Origin of the sequence: Faecalibacterium sp. I2-3-92 (assembly GCF_023347315.1) — a bacterium.
GTDB lineage: Bacteria > Bacillota > Clostridia > Oscillospirales > Ruminococcaceae > Faecalibacterium > Faecalibacterium duncaniae.
In genome coordinates, this window is record NZ_CP094470.1 from 1099879 (window position 1) to 1115288 (window position 15410).

The 15410-nt window shown below is 57.9% G+C and carries 18 protein-coding genes; all 18 read left to right on the forward strand.

Features of this window, described 5'->3' with window-relative positions:
• Positions 1-9: 9 nt before the first annotated feature.
• The 18 genes from MTP42_RS05320 to MTP42_RS05405 all read left to right on the forward strand — a co-directional run bounded on the left by MTP42_RS05320 (position 10) and on the right by MTP42_RS05405 (position 15276).
• Entirely contained in the window at positions 10-480 is a 471-nt protein-coding gene (locus tag MTP42_RS05320; protein ID WP_156070591.1) for a hypothetical protein, read from the forward strand.
• An 11-nt stretch (positions 481-491) separates the two neighbouring features.
• Complete coding sequence (locus tag MTP42_RS05325; RefSeq protein ID WP_129872775.1) at positions 492-689, forward strand: hypothetical protein; 198 nt, start codon at positions 492-494, stop codon at positions 687-689.
• Positions 689-2029 carry a phage tail sheath family protein gene (locus tag MTP42_RS05330; protein WP_249258118.1) on the forward strand — a complete coding sequence of 447 codons (1341 nt, stop codon included), beginning with the start codon at positions 689-691 and terminating at the stop codon, positions 2027-2029. The genes MTP42_RS05325 and MTP42_RS05330 overlap by 1 nt, the downstream gene beginning before the upstream one ends.
• Positions 2030-2047: 18 nt before the next feature.
• Positions 2048-2479, forward strand: a complete 432-nt coding sequence (locus MTP42_RS05335; protein WP_129872777.1) for a phage tail tube protein — start codon at positions 2048-2050, stop codon at positions 2477-2479.
• 84 nt (positions 2480-2563) lie between these two features.
• The gene (locus tag MTP42_RS05340) at positions 2564-3052 is read left to right on the forward strand and encodes a phage tail assembly chaperone (protein WP_129872778.1); all 489 of its coding nucleotides are present in this window, start codon (positions 2564-2566) and stop codon (positions 3050-3052) included.
• Positions 3053-3244: 192 nt separating this feature from the next.
• On the forward strand, positions 3245-6997 hold the full coding sequence (locus tag MTP42_RS05345; protein WP_249258119.1) for a phage tail tape measure protein: 3753 nt from the start codon (positions 3245-3247) through the stop codon (positions 6995-6997).
• Positions 6987-7649, forward strand: a complete 663-nt coding sequence (locus MTP42_RS05350) for a LysM peptidoglycan-binding domain-containing protein (RefSeq protein ID WP_249258120.1) — start codon at positions 6987-6989, stop codon at positions 7647-7649. The genes MTP42_RS05345 and MTP42_RS05350 overlap by 11 nt, the downstream gene beginning before the upstream one ends.
• Positions 7650-7658: 9 nt before the next feature.
• A complete protein-coding gene (locus tag MTP42_RS05355; RefSeq protein WP_249258121.1) occupies positions 7659-8879 on the forward strand; it encodes an XkdQ/YqbQ family protein in 1221 nt (406 codons plus the stop codon).
• Positions 8880-8891: 12 nt separating this feature from the next.
• Positions 8892-9410: a DUF2577 family protein gene (locus tag MTP42_RS05360; protein ID WP_129872782.1), complete on the forward strand. Its 519-nt coding sequence runs from the start codon at positions 8892-8894 to the stop codon at positions 9408-9410.
• Positions 9407-9814 (forward strand): DUF2634 domain-containing protein, encoded by a 408-nt coding sequence (locus tag MTP42_RS05365; protein ID WP_238077770.1) that lies wholly within the window; start codon positions 9407-9409, stop codon positions 9812-9814. The genes MTP42_RS05360 and MTP42_RS05365 overlap by 4 nt, the downstream gene beginning before the upstream one ends.
• Before the next feature lies 1 nt (position 9815).
• Positions 9816-10895, forward strand: a complete 1080-nt coding sequence (locus MTP42_RS05370; RefSeq protein WP_249258122.1) for a baseplate J/gp47 family protein — start codon at positions 9816-9818, stop codon at positions 10893-10895.
• Positions 10873-11631, forward strand: a complete 759-nt coding sequence (locus MTP42_RS05375; RefSeq protein ID WP_249258123.1) for a YmfQ family protein — start codon at positions 10873-10875, stop codon at positions 11629-11631. The genes MTP42_RS05370 and MTP42_RS05375 overlap by 23 nt, the downstream gene beginning before the upstream one ends.
• Positions 11628-12755 (forward strand): hypothetical protein, encoded by a 1128-nt coding sequence (locus tag MTP42_RS05380; RefSeq protein ID WP_238077769.1) that lies wholly within the window; start codon positions 11628-11630, stop codon positions 12753-12755. The genes MTP42_RS05375 and MTP42_RS05380 overlap by 4 nt, the downstream gene beginning before the upstream one ends.
• Before the next feature lie 18 nt (positions 12756-12773).
• Positions 12774-13649, forward strand: a complete 876-nt coding sequence (locus MTP42_RS05385) for a hypothetical protein (protein WP_249258124.1) — start codon at positions 12774-12776, stop codon at positions 13647-13649.
• 20 nt (positions 13650-13669) lie between these two features.
• Entirely contained in the window at positions 13670-14119 is a 450-nt protein-coding gene (locus MTP42_RS05390; RefSeq protein WP_249258125.1) for a hypothetical protein, read from the forward strand.
• Positions 14120-14506, forward strand: coding sequence for a hypothetical protein (locus tag MTP42_RS05395; protein WP_249258126.1), 387 nt, complete (start codon positions 14120-14122; stop codon positions 14504-14506).
• Positions 14506-15081 (forward strand): hypothetical protein, encoded by a 576-nt coding sequence (locus MTP42_RS05400; protein WP_249258127.1) that lies wholly within the window; start codon positions 14506-14508, stop codon positions 15079-15081. The genes MTP42_RS05395 and MTP42_RS05400 overlap by 1 nt, the downstream gene beginning before the upstream one ends.
• A gap of 42 nt (positions 15082-15123) precedes the next feature.
• The gene (locus MTP42_RS05405) at positions 15124-15276 is read left to right on the forward strand and encodes a DUF6273 domain-containing protein (RefSeq protein ID WP_005940875.1); all 153 of its coding nucleotides are present in this window, start codon (positions 15124-15126) and stop codon (positions 15274-15276) included.
• Positions 15277-15410: the final 134 nt, after the last annotated feature.

The following is a 15410-nucleotide window of genomic DNA, read 5'->3' on the forward strand; positions in this document are numbered from 1 at the left end:
GTGAAACCTATGGCTGCCCTAGAGCAGGAAATCGCAAGCGTTATCCGCTTTATCCTCGATTCCGTACCCGGGATTACGCCCTATTACTGGGACATCCCGGAGGGATTCGTCGTACCCTCTGTTTTCTTTCCGCAGCCGGAGCTCACACCTCTCGGCGACACGTTCGCGTCCTATGCGGTGGAATATGACTGGTACATCAAGTTTTTCGCCAGCACGGACGAGGACGCCTACGCAAGCGCGGCAGCGGCCTTGAACGCCATTTGCGCAGCCCGCCTGCTTGTCCCGCTCATTGACGAGGCGGGAGCAGCGGTAGGAGGCGGAGTACGGCTCAAAGACCCCGGAGGCGTGAAACGGCTGGACACAGGCACAGCCCAGCTCACACTCCACTGGGACAGCCGCCGTCCGTACAACAGGGTGGATTGCCAGAAGGTGATGCACTACAACCTCGACCTCAAAGCGGCCGAGGAAAAAACTGAATAGGAGGTATCTGCATGGCAGAGAAGAACGCGAGCGCGGCACAGACCGCGCAGAAGTTCCCTATTGAGCGTCTGGCAAAGGCTTGCCGGACGCTTTTTCATGTTTCGGCCAGCACGTTCGCCGGTGCCACGGCGGGCATGACTGGTGAATACACCGTCGAGGAGATGCGGAAGCACATCGACGAGTGGCTCGGAAAGGAGGCCGTTGTTTAATGGCAGGCGGTAAATACGATAAGCTGGCGGGAAAGACCCGCCCGGGCACTTACATCAACTTCGAGAGCGACCGCAACGACACCGTCGGCAACTCTGAGCGCGGCATCGTGCTGCTGCCCCTGATTGGCTACGACTTTGGCCCCGCCAAGACGCCCATCATCCTGACGGCAGCGGCCCCGGATGCTTACAGTGTGGAGCTCGGCCGCAGCGTCTACGACGCGACCAACGATAAGATGCGCCTGATTCGTGAGGCATTCAAAAAGGCTTCCAAGGTCATCGTCTACATCACGGAGAGCGGCACAGCCGCAACCGGAACCGCTGCTCCGCTGACCGTAACGGCCAAGTACGGCGGCACTCGCGGCAACGATATTCACGTCTCTGTCGTCACAAACCCCGTCGGCGGCTTTGACGTCACCGTGTATTTGGATGCTGACGCCACCGCTGTGTACGAGGGCGTCAAGACCGTCGAGGAGCTTATTGCAGCCGCAGCAGACGACAAGCTGGTGAAGTTCACCGGTACGGGCGACCTGAAAGCGGCATCCGGCGTGAAGCTGGCAGGCGGCACGAACGTCACCAGCGCAAACGGTGACGTCACCGCGTTTGTGGACAAGATGGAGGGCATCAAGTTCAATACTCTGTGCTTCCCCGTTACCGATGCTACGTTGCAGACCGCAGCCATCACCAAAATCAAGTATATGCGCGAGAGCATGGGCAAGGGCGTGAATGTGGTTCTGCCGGACGCAAAGAGCCCCGACCACGAGGGCGTCATCAATGTCACAAACTCTGTTGTTGTTGACGGCGTTGAGCTGACCCACGCGGAGGCCTGCGCATTCGTTGCGGGCATCACCGCATCCGCAAGCTGCATCAAGTCTAACACCTACGAGGTCTACAACGGCGCGACCGGCATCGTGGACCCCAAGGACAACGAAGCAGCCATTGCGGCCATCAAGAACGGCGAGATGTTCTTCTCCTACTCCGAGGCGGGCAACGTCATCATCGAGTACGACATCAATTCTCTGGTCTCTTTCAAGAAGCCCAAGGACAAGACGTACAGCAAGAACCGCGTTATCCGCACTCTGGACGCTATTCAGGAGGCCATCCAGAATAACTTCCCGCCCAACAAGTACGACAACAGCCCGACCGGCTACGCCGCTATGAAGGGCATCGGCCAAGCCATCCTCAAGCAGTACGAGGACATGGGGGCCATCAAGAACGTGGACTATGACGCGGACTTCAAAATCGACGAATCTTTGAGCAGCGGCGACGAGGTTTATTTCATCGTCGCAATCCAGCCTGTGGATTCTGCCGAGAAGCTGTTCTTCACCGTCAAGACCCGCTAAAGCAGCAGGAGGTAAGTTATGCAGTACAACAAAAACCCTATTAGCCTCCGCGAGGGCCATGCGCTTATCGACGGCGTCGAGGTCATGGACGGCGTGAAGATGACTATCAACTTCACCCCGGAGACGTGGACCGGCCGCCAGTTGAACGAAACCACTCCGTCTACCCGCTGGGTTGGCGCGACCATCACCGGCAGCATGACCCGTCGCCGGACCAACAACTGGCTCAAGACCAAAATCAAGGAGTATCAGGCAACCAAGGCGACGCCCGAGTTCGTGATTCAGGGCATCATGGACGACGCTAATTCTGACTACTATGCAGCCCACGGCTCCGATGTCGTGACCTGCGTCGGTTGCGTCCTGACTGGTGACCTTCCCCTGACCGCACTGGATGCAGAGAGCGGCAGCGTGGTCGATGACGTCATCAACTTCAACATCAAGAACATCATCTAACCTCCCGACATTTTTGTCGGGAGCATACAGGCGAAGCCTCTCCTAGGTGGAGGGGCTCCGATTTTTATTTTGGAGGAGACAGCTATGAGCAAGAACCTGAAATATTTTATGCGCGAGGCAGCAGAGGTGGAGAAGGTCGTCACCGTACCGGCCCCGGAGAGCTTTAAGGACGAGAACGGCAAGGTCATCCAGCTCGAGGTCAAGGTGCTTTCCTCTGAGCGTATCCGCGCCATCAATGAGGGGTACCACACCCACACTGTCGCGCTGGACAAGAAGGGCAATCCCTACATCAACGGCGGCAACGTGGTTTTCCGCGACGAGCGCGACAATGCAAAGGCCACCCGTCACATCCTCGTTGAGGCCCTGCAGTACCCCAAGCTGGACGACCCGGAGCTGATGAAGTACTACAACTGCGTGGACATCACCCAGATGCCGGAAAAGGTTTTCTCCCGCGCCGACGAGTTTGCTCATGTCACCCGCGTCGTCATGGCTCTGCTTGGCATCGGCGGTCAGCTCTCCGAGGAGGAGCAGAAGCAGGCCGATGAAAAGGAAATCGACGACGCAAAAAACTGATTCGCAGCGCGGGCAGCGAGACGTACTGGGCCCATGTTCTTTGGCAGCGGCACGGCCTCCGACCGGAGGAGTTCGACCGAATGAGCCGGAGACAGAAGCTCTTTTACATCGCCTCCGAGGAGGAGGAAAGCGCGCGCCCGTGCAGAAGAGATACCATGAAGCTCGTCCCTATAAGGCGATAGGAGGACCGACATGGCAACACTGAAAGTCGTATTCAAGGCCATCGACGAAATCTCCTCCAAGTTCAACGAGATGACGCAGAGCGGCGAACGAGCTCTTGAAGCGTTTGAGAACACCGGCACGGCGGCAGACGGAGCGTTGAGCAAAGTCTCCCGCACGGCCGCTCAGACCGCCAAGAGCACCGACGCTGCTGCTGATTCCGTCGATGACCTGTCCTCGGCCATCGGGGACTATGAAAAGGCCACCGGGCAGGCGGCAAATTCTACCGGCGTCCTGTCCGAGAAAACGACCGAGACCGAGAAGAACCTCGACGAGGCAGCGGAGGCAGCCCGTAAAGCCTCGGATGAGGTCGAGAAGTTCGGCGATAAGTCCGAGGAAACTGGCAAGCAGAGCGAGGAATCGAGCAAAAAGAGCCGCGACGGCATCAAGGAGCTGCAGGGCGTCCTTGCGTCGGCCGGAATAGCCGCCACTCTGAACGAGATTAAGAACGGCTTTTTTGACTGCTCCGAAGCGGCCGCACAGTTCGAGACCTCCACTGCAATGGTTGCTACCATCGCGGATACGAGCCAGAAATCCTTGAGCAGCATCTCGAAAGAGGTTCGCAGTTACTCCAACGAGACCGGCGAGGCGGCCAGCGACATGGCGGAGGCGACCTATCAGGCCATTTCAGCCAGCATCAACACGGCAGACGCTGCGGCCTTTGCGGGAACCGCGACCAAGCTGGCCGTCGGCGGCTTTACGTCGGCGACCACGGCTGTTGACGTTCTGACAACGGCCATCAATGCCTACGGCCTCGCGGCGTCGGATGCAACGCAGCTTTCCGACTACCTTATCACCACCCAGAACCTCGGCAAAACGAGCGTGGACCAACTGGCGCAGAGCGTCGGCAAGGTCATTCCTCTGGCGTCTGCGTACAACGTCCAGATGGACAATCTTAGCTCGGCTTACGCTGTCCTAACCGCCAACGGTATCGCTACCGCAGAATCCGGCACCTATCTCAAGTCGATGCTGAATGAGCTCGGCGACACCGGCAGCGGCGTTTCTGAGGTCCTGCTGAACTCCACCGGCAAGACCTTTGCGCAGCTCATGGAGCAGGGCTACTCGCTCGGCGATGTTATGGCTATGCTGGGTAACGCGGTAGATGGAGACAGCACAGCGTTCAACGCCCTGTGGAACTCCACGGAGGCCGGTATCGGCGCACTGTCCCTGTTCAACGCAGGAGCAGACAAGTACAACAGTGTGCTCGAATCCATGCGTACCAGCGCAGGAGCAACCGAAAAGGCATACTCCACGATGGCGGACACGACCGACAAGAGCAAGCAGCGGATGGAGAATGCGTTCAACAACCTGAAAATCTCTGTCGGCGATGTGCTCAACCCCGCGCTCACGCAGGTATACGAAGGATTCACCAACGTATTTGCAGGCATGAGTGATTTTGTGGACGAGCACCCGGCCGTCGTGGCGGCCATTTCTGCCATTGCGGTCGGTGTGGGCGGATTCACGGGCGCGCTGGCCGCCTACAACCTCGCAACCACGGCTGCGAAGTTCGTGACGGAGGCATTCACCGCGACGCTGGCGGCTAACCCTTACGTCCTCGCGGCAGCAGGCATCGTTGCTGTTACAGCAGCGGCCGTTACCCTGACCGGAGTGCTGATTACGCAGAGCGACGAGTACGAGGGCATGACGGCCACCTGCCGTGACCAGTACGACGAGCTGCAGAGGCTGAACGACCAGTACAATGCAGCCTGTGAGCAGTACGGCGAGAACTCCGACGCGGCCAACAGCCTGCGTTACCAGCTCGACCGGCTCAACGACGAGTTTGAAGCCAACCGTCAGACCGTCAAGGAGTTTGTGGCGGAGTGCGACGGCCTCGTCGAGAGCCACAACAAGGTCATGGACACCTACAACAGCTCCACCTCGAGCATCAAGGACCAAGAGCTCGGCACGCTGGCTCTGACCCAGCGGCTCGGGGAGCTGGCCTCGCAGAACACGCAGACCACCGCGAGCTACACGGAGATGAAAGCCATCATCGACCAGCTCAACGCCGACGTCCCGGGTCTCGGCCTGACCTACGACGGCGTGACTGAGAGCGTGGACGCGACCGTCGAGGCTATCAAGAAAGCCGCAAAAGCGCAGGCTGATTCGGAGTATAAGGCCGAGCAGCAGCAGACCTATGTTGACCTGCTGAAAGAGCAGAGCAGCCTCGAACAGCAAATCGCGGAGGCGGAGGCCAACCTCGACGCGGAGCGTCAGCGGCGCGGCATGAGGCAGGACGACGTCACCGGCGACTGGGTCAGCGGCAGCGGCTTTTGGATGGAGGACAGTCCGTGGGTGGCGTGGACTTCTGACATCGACGAGTACAAGAAATCCCTCGAGGAGCTGCAATCTGCCTACGACGAGAACCAGCAGACCCTCTCCGACATTGAGGGCGAGTGGCGCGGCGTCGCGCAGGCAGTCGAGGATTCGCAGAACCAGACCGTCAGCTATGAGGAGGCCGTCAGCGCGGCCGTCAGCACGGCACAGACAGAGCTCGATAACCTCACGGCGGCCTATGACAAGGCGTATGAATCGGCCCGGACGAGCATCGAAGGGCAAATCGGTCTGTTTGACACGATGAAAACCTCGTCTGAGCTGTCCATCAGCGACATGGAAAAGGCCATGCAGAGCCAGACAGACTACCTCAACCTCTACTCTGAAAACCTCAAAAAGGCCGCAGAATACGGCCTCGATGACGGCCTGATTAAGTCGTTGAGCGACGGCAGCGAGGAAAGCGCGGGCTACATCAACGCCATTATCCAGAACATCGAGAAACTGGGAGGCAGCACCGAGGGTATGCCCGCAGCAGCCTCCAAGTTCGTCACCGAGTTTAACTCCAAGTTTGAGGAGACCGAAAAGGCAAAGGACACCTTCGCGGACAACGTCGCCAAGATGGAAACCGACTTCGACGAGAAGATGGGCGAAATCGAGACCCGGATGTCCAAGACGGTTCAAAACATGGAGATGACCGACGAGGCCCGGAAAGCAGCACAGGATACCATCAAGGCCTACTGTGATGCAATCCGCTCCATGACTGGCGAGGCCGGGAGCGCAGCGGAGGCCGTTGCGAACGCAGCCGCCTCCCACCTGAAAACTGCGCCGACAACGACACCCACCGCAACGACAGTTACCGGTCACGCGAACGGCACTCTGTCCGCACAGGAGGACGTCTACATCGCCGGTGAGAAAGGCCCCGAGCTTATCATCGGCGCGCGCGGGTCCGAGGTGTTCCCCACGCAGGAGACCGAAAGAATCCTCGCAGCCGTGAACAGCGCGGAAAACGCCACGAACGCCCCGGAGCCCACGGCAAGCCCGCTCCCGGAGAATGACCTGCCGGAGGGTATGGAGGCCGTCAAGGAGTATTCCTATCTCACGGCTGACGGGCAGGGCTCTGATGCACAGCCCACCGGTATTGAGTACGTCGAACCGGAGGTGCAGGCGCAGACTACGGAGGAGGCTGCACCCGCAGAGGAGGCCCCGGTCAACACGACTGCCCCGGCCGCCAGCGACGCGCAGCAGGAGGCCCCGGCCTCCTCCTCGGACGCGCCCAGCATTGGCGAGACCGTCAAACGCATTATCATCGAAATCAACGGCAGCGGCTCCATCGACGTCGGCGGCATGAATGAGGAATCCGTCCTCGACATTCTGACGCGCCATGCAAAGCCAGTCCTTATGAGCATCATCAAGGGTGAAATCTTCGAGGAAGGAGACCTCGCCTATGATTTTTGAGAGCAGCATGCAGCTCTGGATTACGCACAACGGAGAGCGCGAGAAACTGCGCTTTCCTGTTCTGCCGACGAAGTTCGACGTCACTCACGGGACGAAGAACACGAGCGTCACCATCAGTGGCCTCGGCGAAATCCTCGTTTTGCAGGACCGGGCGGCCGCGGAGGTATCGTGGGACAGCTTTTTTCCAGCCGCGTATTTTCCGGGCATCCAGACGCCATTTATGCTGTCGTCACCGGATGCGATGATGCAGCGGCTTTTCGAGTGGAAAATCAGCGCGAAGCCGGTGCACCTCATCCTGACCGGAACGCGCGTAAACTTCTACGCGGCTATCCAGAGCTTGCAGCCTTACAGAAAAGGCGGCGACCCCGGGAGCATCTACTACAAAATCAAGCTCAAGGAGTACAGAGAGGTCAGAATCCGGCAGGTCAAAGTCAGCTCGACCGGAACTGCGACCGTCTCCGGCGGCTCCACCCGGACAGACAACCGAGTGCAGGCGAAAACCTACACGGTCAAGCCCGGAGACTGCCTCTACAACATCTCGAAATCGACCCTCGGCGACGGAGGCCGGTACAAAGAAATCTATTCCCTGAACAAGGATAAGCTCAAAAACCCGAATTTGATTTATCCCGGACAGGTGTTGCAGCTCCCGTGAGGTGAGGCAATGAGCAAGATTACATTCCTCGTCACAAAAGGCGAGACCACCTACGACATGAGCGAGCTGGTGGAGAGCGCGACATGGAGCGGCCGAAAGGGCTCCCCGGCGCGCACTCTTTCCGTATCGCTTATCGACGATGACGGCTGGAAACACGCCCGTTCCGGCATTGATGTCACCAAGGGAAACCACTGTGTTTTTTATTGGGAGGGCGCAGAGCTGTTTCGCGGCATCATCATGCAGCAGAGGCAGAGCACGAAAAAGACCATGACCATCAAGGCCTACGACGTGGGTATCTACCTGTCGAACAACAAAGACAGCTTTTGCTACAAGCGGAAAAAGGCGTCCGAAATCTTCAAGGACTGCTGCGACCGATTCCAGATTCCGTACAAGGACGTGGCCGACACTGGCTACGTCATCTCGGAGCTACCAAAGGCCAAAACGACAGCCTGCGATGTTATTCTGGACGCCTTGAGCCTCACGTTTAAGGCCACCGGCATCAGGCATTATGTGACGTCAGCCGACGGGAAACTGAGCTTGATAAAGCGGAAAGACAGCATCCTGCAATGGGTGGTGGAAACCGGCCGGAACCTTATAAGCTACGACTACACTTGCAGCATCGAGAAGGTGAAAACCCGCATAAAGCTGCTGTCTAAGGAGGACAAAGTGCTCGCCGAAAAGGCGGACACGGAACTCGAAAAGACCATCGGTATCATGCAGGACATTTCCACGCCCGACAGCAACACCGAGGAGGCGAACCTCACGGACATGGCTGAATCCATTCTCGCAGAGCAGAAGCTCCCCAGCAAAACGCTGACAATCGAGGGCCTCGGGCAGGCAAACGTCATTTCTGGCGTCGGCCTGTGCATCATCATCAGGCCGCTCGGCATCTCGAACAGCTACTATGTAGACGAGGATACCCACACATTCAAGGGCAACTACCATTCGATGCGCCTTACCTTGAACATGGCAACAGACACCGAGCGGAGCGCAAAGGCGAGCGATGAAAAGAGCTCGACCTCGCACTCCGTCGGCGATAAGGTCCAATTTTCGGGCGGTCCCCAGTACGTTGCGTCCACCGCGACGTCTCCGACCAACAGCCCGAAAGCGGGACCGGCGAAAATCACTGCCATCGCCAAGAGCAAGAACGCAAAACACCCGTACCACATCATCCACACGGACAAGCAGAGCACCGTCTATGGATGGGTGGACGCCAGTCAAATCGGATAGGAGGAGCTGCACATGAACCCGGATGAAGCGACGAGCCTAAAGCAGCTCTTTCTCTCCATGCTGCCGAAAGACGGCGGCATCGTTGTCGGCACGGTCACGAAAGAGAGCCCGCTCACCATCCAGATAGAGAACGACGAAAAGCTCGAAATCTCTGGCAGCGCGCTCCTCGTCCCCCGGAACCTGACCGACTATCAAGTGAAAGTAGACATCGCCCTCGCGGACGGCAAAATCGACAGCAACACCCATGTGGGAGGCGCGCACGGCCACAAGTTCCAGTTGTTCGATTCCAGAGGCGGAGGGGTGACCGGCCTCGTCGGCTGCCCGCTTGAGGGCGATAAGGACAAGCCCGTGGGAGACTATCACAAGGTCGAGAGCAGCAAGGAGAGTGCGCACATCCACTCGCTGAAAACCTTTTCCATCGAGAGCGGTCTGCTGACCGTTTACAATGCGCTCAAGACGGGCGAATCTGTCTACCTTCTCCGCTTCAACGACGGTAAGAGCTACTACGCTCTTGAGAGGGCTATCGTATGAGCAGAGTATTTGTTCCCATTCCTATTTCCGGCATCGAGGAGGAGAAAGAGCAGCCGTCGCTCACCTACAAGCTCGACCTCGATACCGGGCGCATCGTCGGAAAGGTTGACGGCCTCGAAGCCGTCAACCAGTTTATTTTGAAAGCACTCCTCACTCCGCGTTTCCACTGCCTCGTCTACGACAACCAGTACGGCAGCGAAATCAAGGACACTGTCACGGACGAGAACGCGACAGAGGAGCTCATCAGGGCGGAAATCCCGAGACTTGTGGAGGATGCACTCCTCTGCGACGGCCGGATTCTTAAAGTCTATGACTTTGAGTTTGAGTTCAACGAGGATTCCTGCAACGTCCACTTCACGGCGGACACTATTTACGGGACCACAGAGGTCGAGGAGGTGATATAGAGTGTTTGAAGCCCAGACCTACGACAAGGTTTTGGAGGAGATTTTGAGCCGCGCGCCGGACGGAATCGACCTCCGGCAGGGCAGCATCTTCTACGATGCTGTCGCAGGCATCGCTTTCAAAATCGCCAAATACTATGCAGACCTCGAACAGGTGTTCGAGATGGTGTTTCTGGTGACGGCGACCGGCGATTACCTGACGCTCAAGGCGGAGGAATACGCCGTTTACCGGCAGGCAGCCGCGACGGCAAAGTACCGCATCAAGTACGACGGGGAACTCCCGGAGCTCGGGACGCGCTTCTTCTGCAGCGGCCAGTATTTTGTGCTGGCGCAGGATGACGCCCTCGGCATCTACATCGAGGCGGAGAAAGCCGGAACGGAGGCGAACGACATTCCGGCCGGAACCTCTGTTGTGCCGACCGACACGCAGCGGAGCCTCACGGCCTGCTCCATCGTCGAGGAGCTCGAACCGGGCGCAGACGACGAGGACGACGAGAGCCTCCGAAAGCGTGTACAGGAGAAAATCGCTGGACCGGCAGAAAATGGAAACCAGCAGCATTACAAAACGTGGTGCGAGAGCATCTCCGGCGTCGGCCGTGCGCGCATTGTTCCCCTTTGGGCGGGAGAGAACACGGTCAAAGGCATTCTCATTGACACGGAGGGCGGCCCGGCGTCTGAGGCTGTTGTGCAGCACGTACAGGAGTACATCGACCCGGGCGGGACCGGCCTTGGTGAGGGACAGGCCAACATCGGCGCGCACTTCACCGCGACATCCGCCACGGCGAAAAGGGTCAACATCTCTTTCTCCGTGACACTTGCAAAGGGAGGAGACCTCGCCAGCGTCAGGAGCGCAGCGCAGACGGCCCTCAAAGCTCAAATCAAGAGCATCAACCTCACCACGGACGACAGCGAAACGCCCACCCTGCGCATCAGCACGGTCGGCAACACGATTTACAGCCTCTTGGGAGTGCTGGACTACGCAAACCTCCGTTTCAACGGCCAGACGGCAAACGTCGAGGCCGGAAAAGAGGAGGTATTTGTTTTGGGGGAGGTGACAGTAAGTGAAACCAACCCTGTATCCTAACGGATTCCCCAGCGCATACGAGGAGCTGAAAACATTCTACCCGGTGTTCTACCGGGATGTTTTCGAGATGGACGCTATCTGGCGCGCAGCCGGAGGCGGGCTGGACGAAATCGAGGACGGCGTGGACGCTGTTGTCAACAACAACTTCGTATCCCTGATGGACACGGATACGCTGGCGCAGATGGAAACCTTCCTCGGTATCCCTCTGAACCAGAAGCGCACCCTCGAGGCGCGGCGCAAGCTCGTCGCCTTGTACTTCATCGGCGGCAACCACATCGGCTCTCAGGAGATAAAAGATATTGTTTTTGGATATACCGGAGCCTCGTCCTCTGTTGAATTCAAAAATAGCAGAATTTATGTGAAGCTCTTCCCAAATGATAACTCCACATTCTTATCGAGCGACGTCATGGAATGCTTGAAGCGCAAGATTCCGGCTCATCTTTCGCTTTCGCTTGTTCTTGCATATATTCCGGATTTACAGCCAGCCTACGTCGCCGCCGCACCCTGCGGAATGGCTGCCTTTTGCACCGTTCGGCTGCCCGGAAGCATCAAACCCCGCGCCGTCACGGCTCGTGGCTATGTTTCCGGTGCTATGAGCGCAGCGCGGATGCAGACGACCGTTGAACTGCCCGGAGCCATCCACCCGAAAAACATCACCGCGCAGGCATACGCCACCGGCGGGCTTGCGCACACGCACGAAACCGTAACCATCAAGATTGGAGGACAGACAACATGAGCTGGGAAAAATCCAGTTATACAACTGCCGGTGCCGCGCTCCTGTCGGAATCCCTCTCCGGCGGCGCGCTCACCATCACCCGCGCCGTGAGCGGCACCGGCATCGTTGAAACCGACTTGTCGGCAGAAACGACCGTCAGCGGCGAAACGCACGAACTGACCATCCTTGCGATTGACACCGTAAAGGACGGAGAGGAAACGGCCCGGAAAGTCAGCATCCAGATTACCGGAGCAGAAAGCACTTACATCATGCACCAGATCGGCGTATATGGCCGCCTGAATGATGATGCCGAAGTGCTGCTGTTCATCATGCAGGATGAACGTGGAATCGAAGTCCCTGCATCCAGCGTGAACGCTGATTTTGAAATTGAGATTGCTGCCCTTATTGCAATCTCGAACAAAGCAAAAATCGAAATTGCCCTCAGCCCGCAGATGCAGGCTTTGATGAAGCTGGTCAAGGCCGAAATTGAGAAGCACAACGCCGCCGCTGATGCCCATGCAGCGACCATCACGGCAGCGGTCAGCGCAGCCGTGAAGAACCTGTCTGAATCCGGGGAAATCCTGAACGAAGAACAGGTAAAGGCTCTTATCAAGGAGCAGGTGGACGGCGGCACAGGCGGCGGCTACTATGGCTCCTACAAACTCACCCTTGCAGCTGACGGGTGGAAGCCCGCCCGCAGCGAGGATGATTACGAAAACGCTGGCGGTATGGATTACTACCAGTGCATTTATGACGCAGAACTGTCGGACAGCACCAGCGAGCTTGTACCCGTTGGCGTTGTATCTCCTGGCAGCTTCTATACTACGACCAAAGCGGGCGTCCTGAACGGGTGCGAAACGCATGATGGTTTCATCAGATTTTTCGCTCAGCGCATCCCGGAAGCAGATATTCAGGCGACCGTAACCCTGTTCGGGAAAGGAGGTGGTTCGGGTGAAACCGGTAGCGTAAGCATCGGTCAGGGCTTGAAGCGTGACGCGAGCGGCGCTATTGCCGTCCGCATTGGCGAAGGCCTTGACTTTGACAGCGCAAACGCGCTGACTGTCCGCAAAGAAACCGTTATGACGAGCGAAGACCTGCTGAACGAGGAAGAAACGCAGCAGGAAATCGTTGATATGCTGAAATAATTTTAGGAGGACACTATTATGTCTAAGCAGATTTCTACCAAGACCACCATCCGCAACCTGACCGCCGAGATCAAGAAGACTTTCGTCAAGAAGGACGCCTTTACCCCTGTGCAGATCGCAGCCAACGCTGCTATCAAGTCTCTTGGCGTTGACGGCAACACCGTGAACTTCTACACCTCTACCGACAAGAGCGGCACTGCTGCTTTCTCCGTTGACTTCCCCTCTGAGTTGTTCCTCGACCAGACCAAGACCACCTTCGCGGCCAAGTTCAAGTTCGATGCTGCGACCTACCCCGGCGCCACCGACCCCAAGCTGGACGGCAAGCCGGTCATGGTTCTGGCCGTCAAGGGTGAGAACCCCGACAACTGCACCTACTCTTTCCTGAACATGGCTGCTCTGGTCGATACCTACGCCGCAAAGACCACCGGCAAGGATGCATCCACCACCGTTACCATCGCTGGCTATGAGGTGGATGTCAAGGTCAATGTTTCCGCTGCTGCGGGCAACGCTCTGATTCTGAAGGACGACGGTCTGTATGTTCCCACCCCTGAGGAAGTGGACATTTCCGGCAAGGCCGATAAGGTCACTGGTGCCACCACCGGCAACTTTGCTGCACTGGATGGCGAGGGCAATCTGACCGACAGCGGTAAGAAGCCTGCGGACTTCGTGGGCGCCGAGGCTGGCAAGCGCCTGATGAGCGATGCCGAGGGCGAAAAGCTGGCCGGTGTCTCTGAGGGCGCAACCAAGACTGCCGCCAGCTCCACCAACGGCAATGTGAACATCGACGGCAAGGAAGTCGTCGTGTACACCGAGCCGGAGAATGTTCTGCACGACGAGGACGTGGAGGACTTCTCCGCAGAGGAGATCGCCGCTCTGCTGGCTGACGCTGACTAAGACATGAGGAGGTAAGCTCTATGGCAAAAGCGAAGGTCAAAACGCTTTTGGGCACAGGGCTTGCCGCGCTTTGCAGCCACATCAAGCAGTGCAACACCGCACTCGGAGACCTTTCCGAAGCAACGGCAAACGGATTCGATGAAACCGATGACATCCTGCACGAAAAGCAGGATGTCACGGCTGCGGTGTCTTTTACGATTCCGGTCGATGGCTGGGGCGAGGATAATTCCTCCCCCGGCTATTTTTGTTGTGACATCCCCATTGCGGGCCTGTTGGCTACCGACATTGTGGATGTTACGGTACTGCCGGGATTTTACGATGTGGCGGGTGCGGTGGGCTTTATTGCGACCGAAAGCCTCGAAGGAAAGCTGCGGCTGAGGGCCGCCAAAGCTCCGACCGAGAAAATTTCTGCACAGTATCACATTACAAGCACCGTGAAATACACGGCTGCACAGGAAGGGGGAACCTAAATGGCATACGGTTCTTTTAACGCAGGCCCCGGCAAGGCGCCGGATGAAGATGTTGTCCGCACTAACCAGATCGGCGTGCCGGGCGGCATTGCCACGCTGGATGCTGACGGCCATTTGACCGAATCGCAGCGCCCGACGGTGGACGCATACACCAAGGCTCAGACCGACCAGAAAATCAGCTCTGCCGTCGATGCCCACAACTCTGCAGAGAATGCACACGGCGACATCCGCGCCAGCGTGGCCGCGATGAACGCCAGCATTAAGGCAATCGAGTTGAAGTTCGGCACGAACGTCACCAAGAACCCTTTTTCTGCCACGTTCGGCAGCCTTGACGGTCTGACCGTCACCGGCGTGTGGAACGCAGAACAGGCGAGGGTGGAGTTCTGATGGCTGAAACATTCAAGGTCGGCGCGAATGCGCGGGAGCTGTTGCGCTACACTCAGAGGGCAACCCGCATCGTCACCGATGACATCAGCCGGAGCGATGCCCGGAAGATCATCCAGAAAGTCGCAGCGCTCGAAGATGTGCGCGACATCCAGAAGGTGTGTGGCACTGCCGTCCATGCACTCGACACGCGGGACAGGGAGGGCTTTTCCAAAAGCACTTTCCGGCTGTACGGCGAGGGCATCCGGCTGACCGCCCGGCAAATCCTGCTGGATGCACACGCGGCGAACAACGTGAATTTCCAGACCGACTACGACAGGCGCGTTGAGAAGATCGGCGCGGTCGTGGACGGCTGCTCTCTACTGCTGGAATACCTGACCATCTGCACGGAGGAAGGTATCATCAGCGCGAAGAAAGCCGGTATCTGGACAAAGAAGGTCACGGACGTAAAATACCCGGCGATGAAGTGGCTCACGTCGGAACGCGGACGTGCCGAAAAACTCCGGGCAGAAGCGGAACGGAAACGGCTGACCGAACAGGCTGCCGCCCTGAAAGCCGTCCTTTACCCGGAACCGTAAACGCACAGCGGGCAACCGCTTTGCATAAAGGGTGCGGTTTGTTTGTCTGACGCTGCCATTTGGTGGCTGCGCTCTCCGAACACCAACAATAACAACAACGTCTGGAACGTCAACACCGATGGCTCCAACAACAACAACTGGTACAACAACTCCTATGGTGTTCGCCCCGCTCTGATGGAACCGTGTGACGAGTAGGCATAAGCTGAAAGCAGTGCGCCCATCAAAGGAAACCGCATCCTGTCGCTTGCCGATGCAGGCAAGTGATAAATACATCCCGCTGAGATGGGCCATCCCTGCCGGATACAGCCCACTACCGTAACGCGAACCAG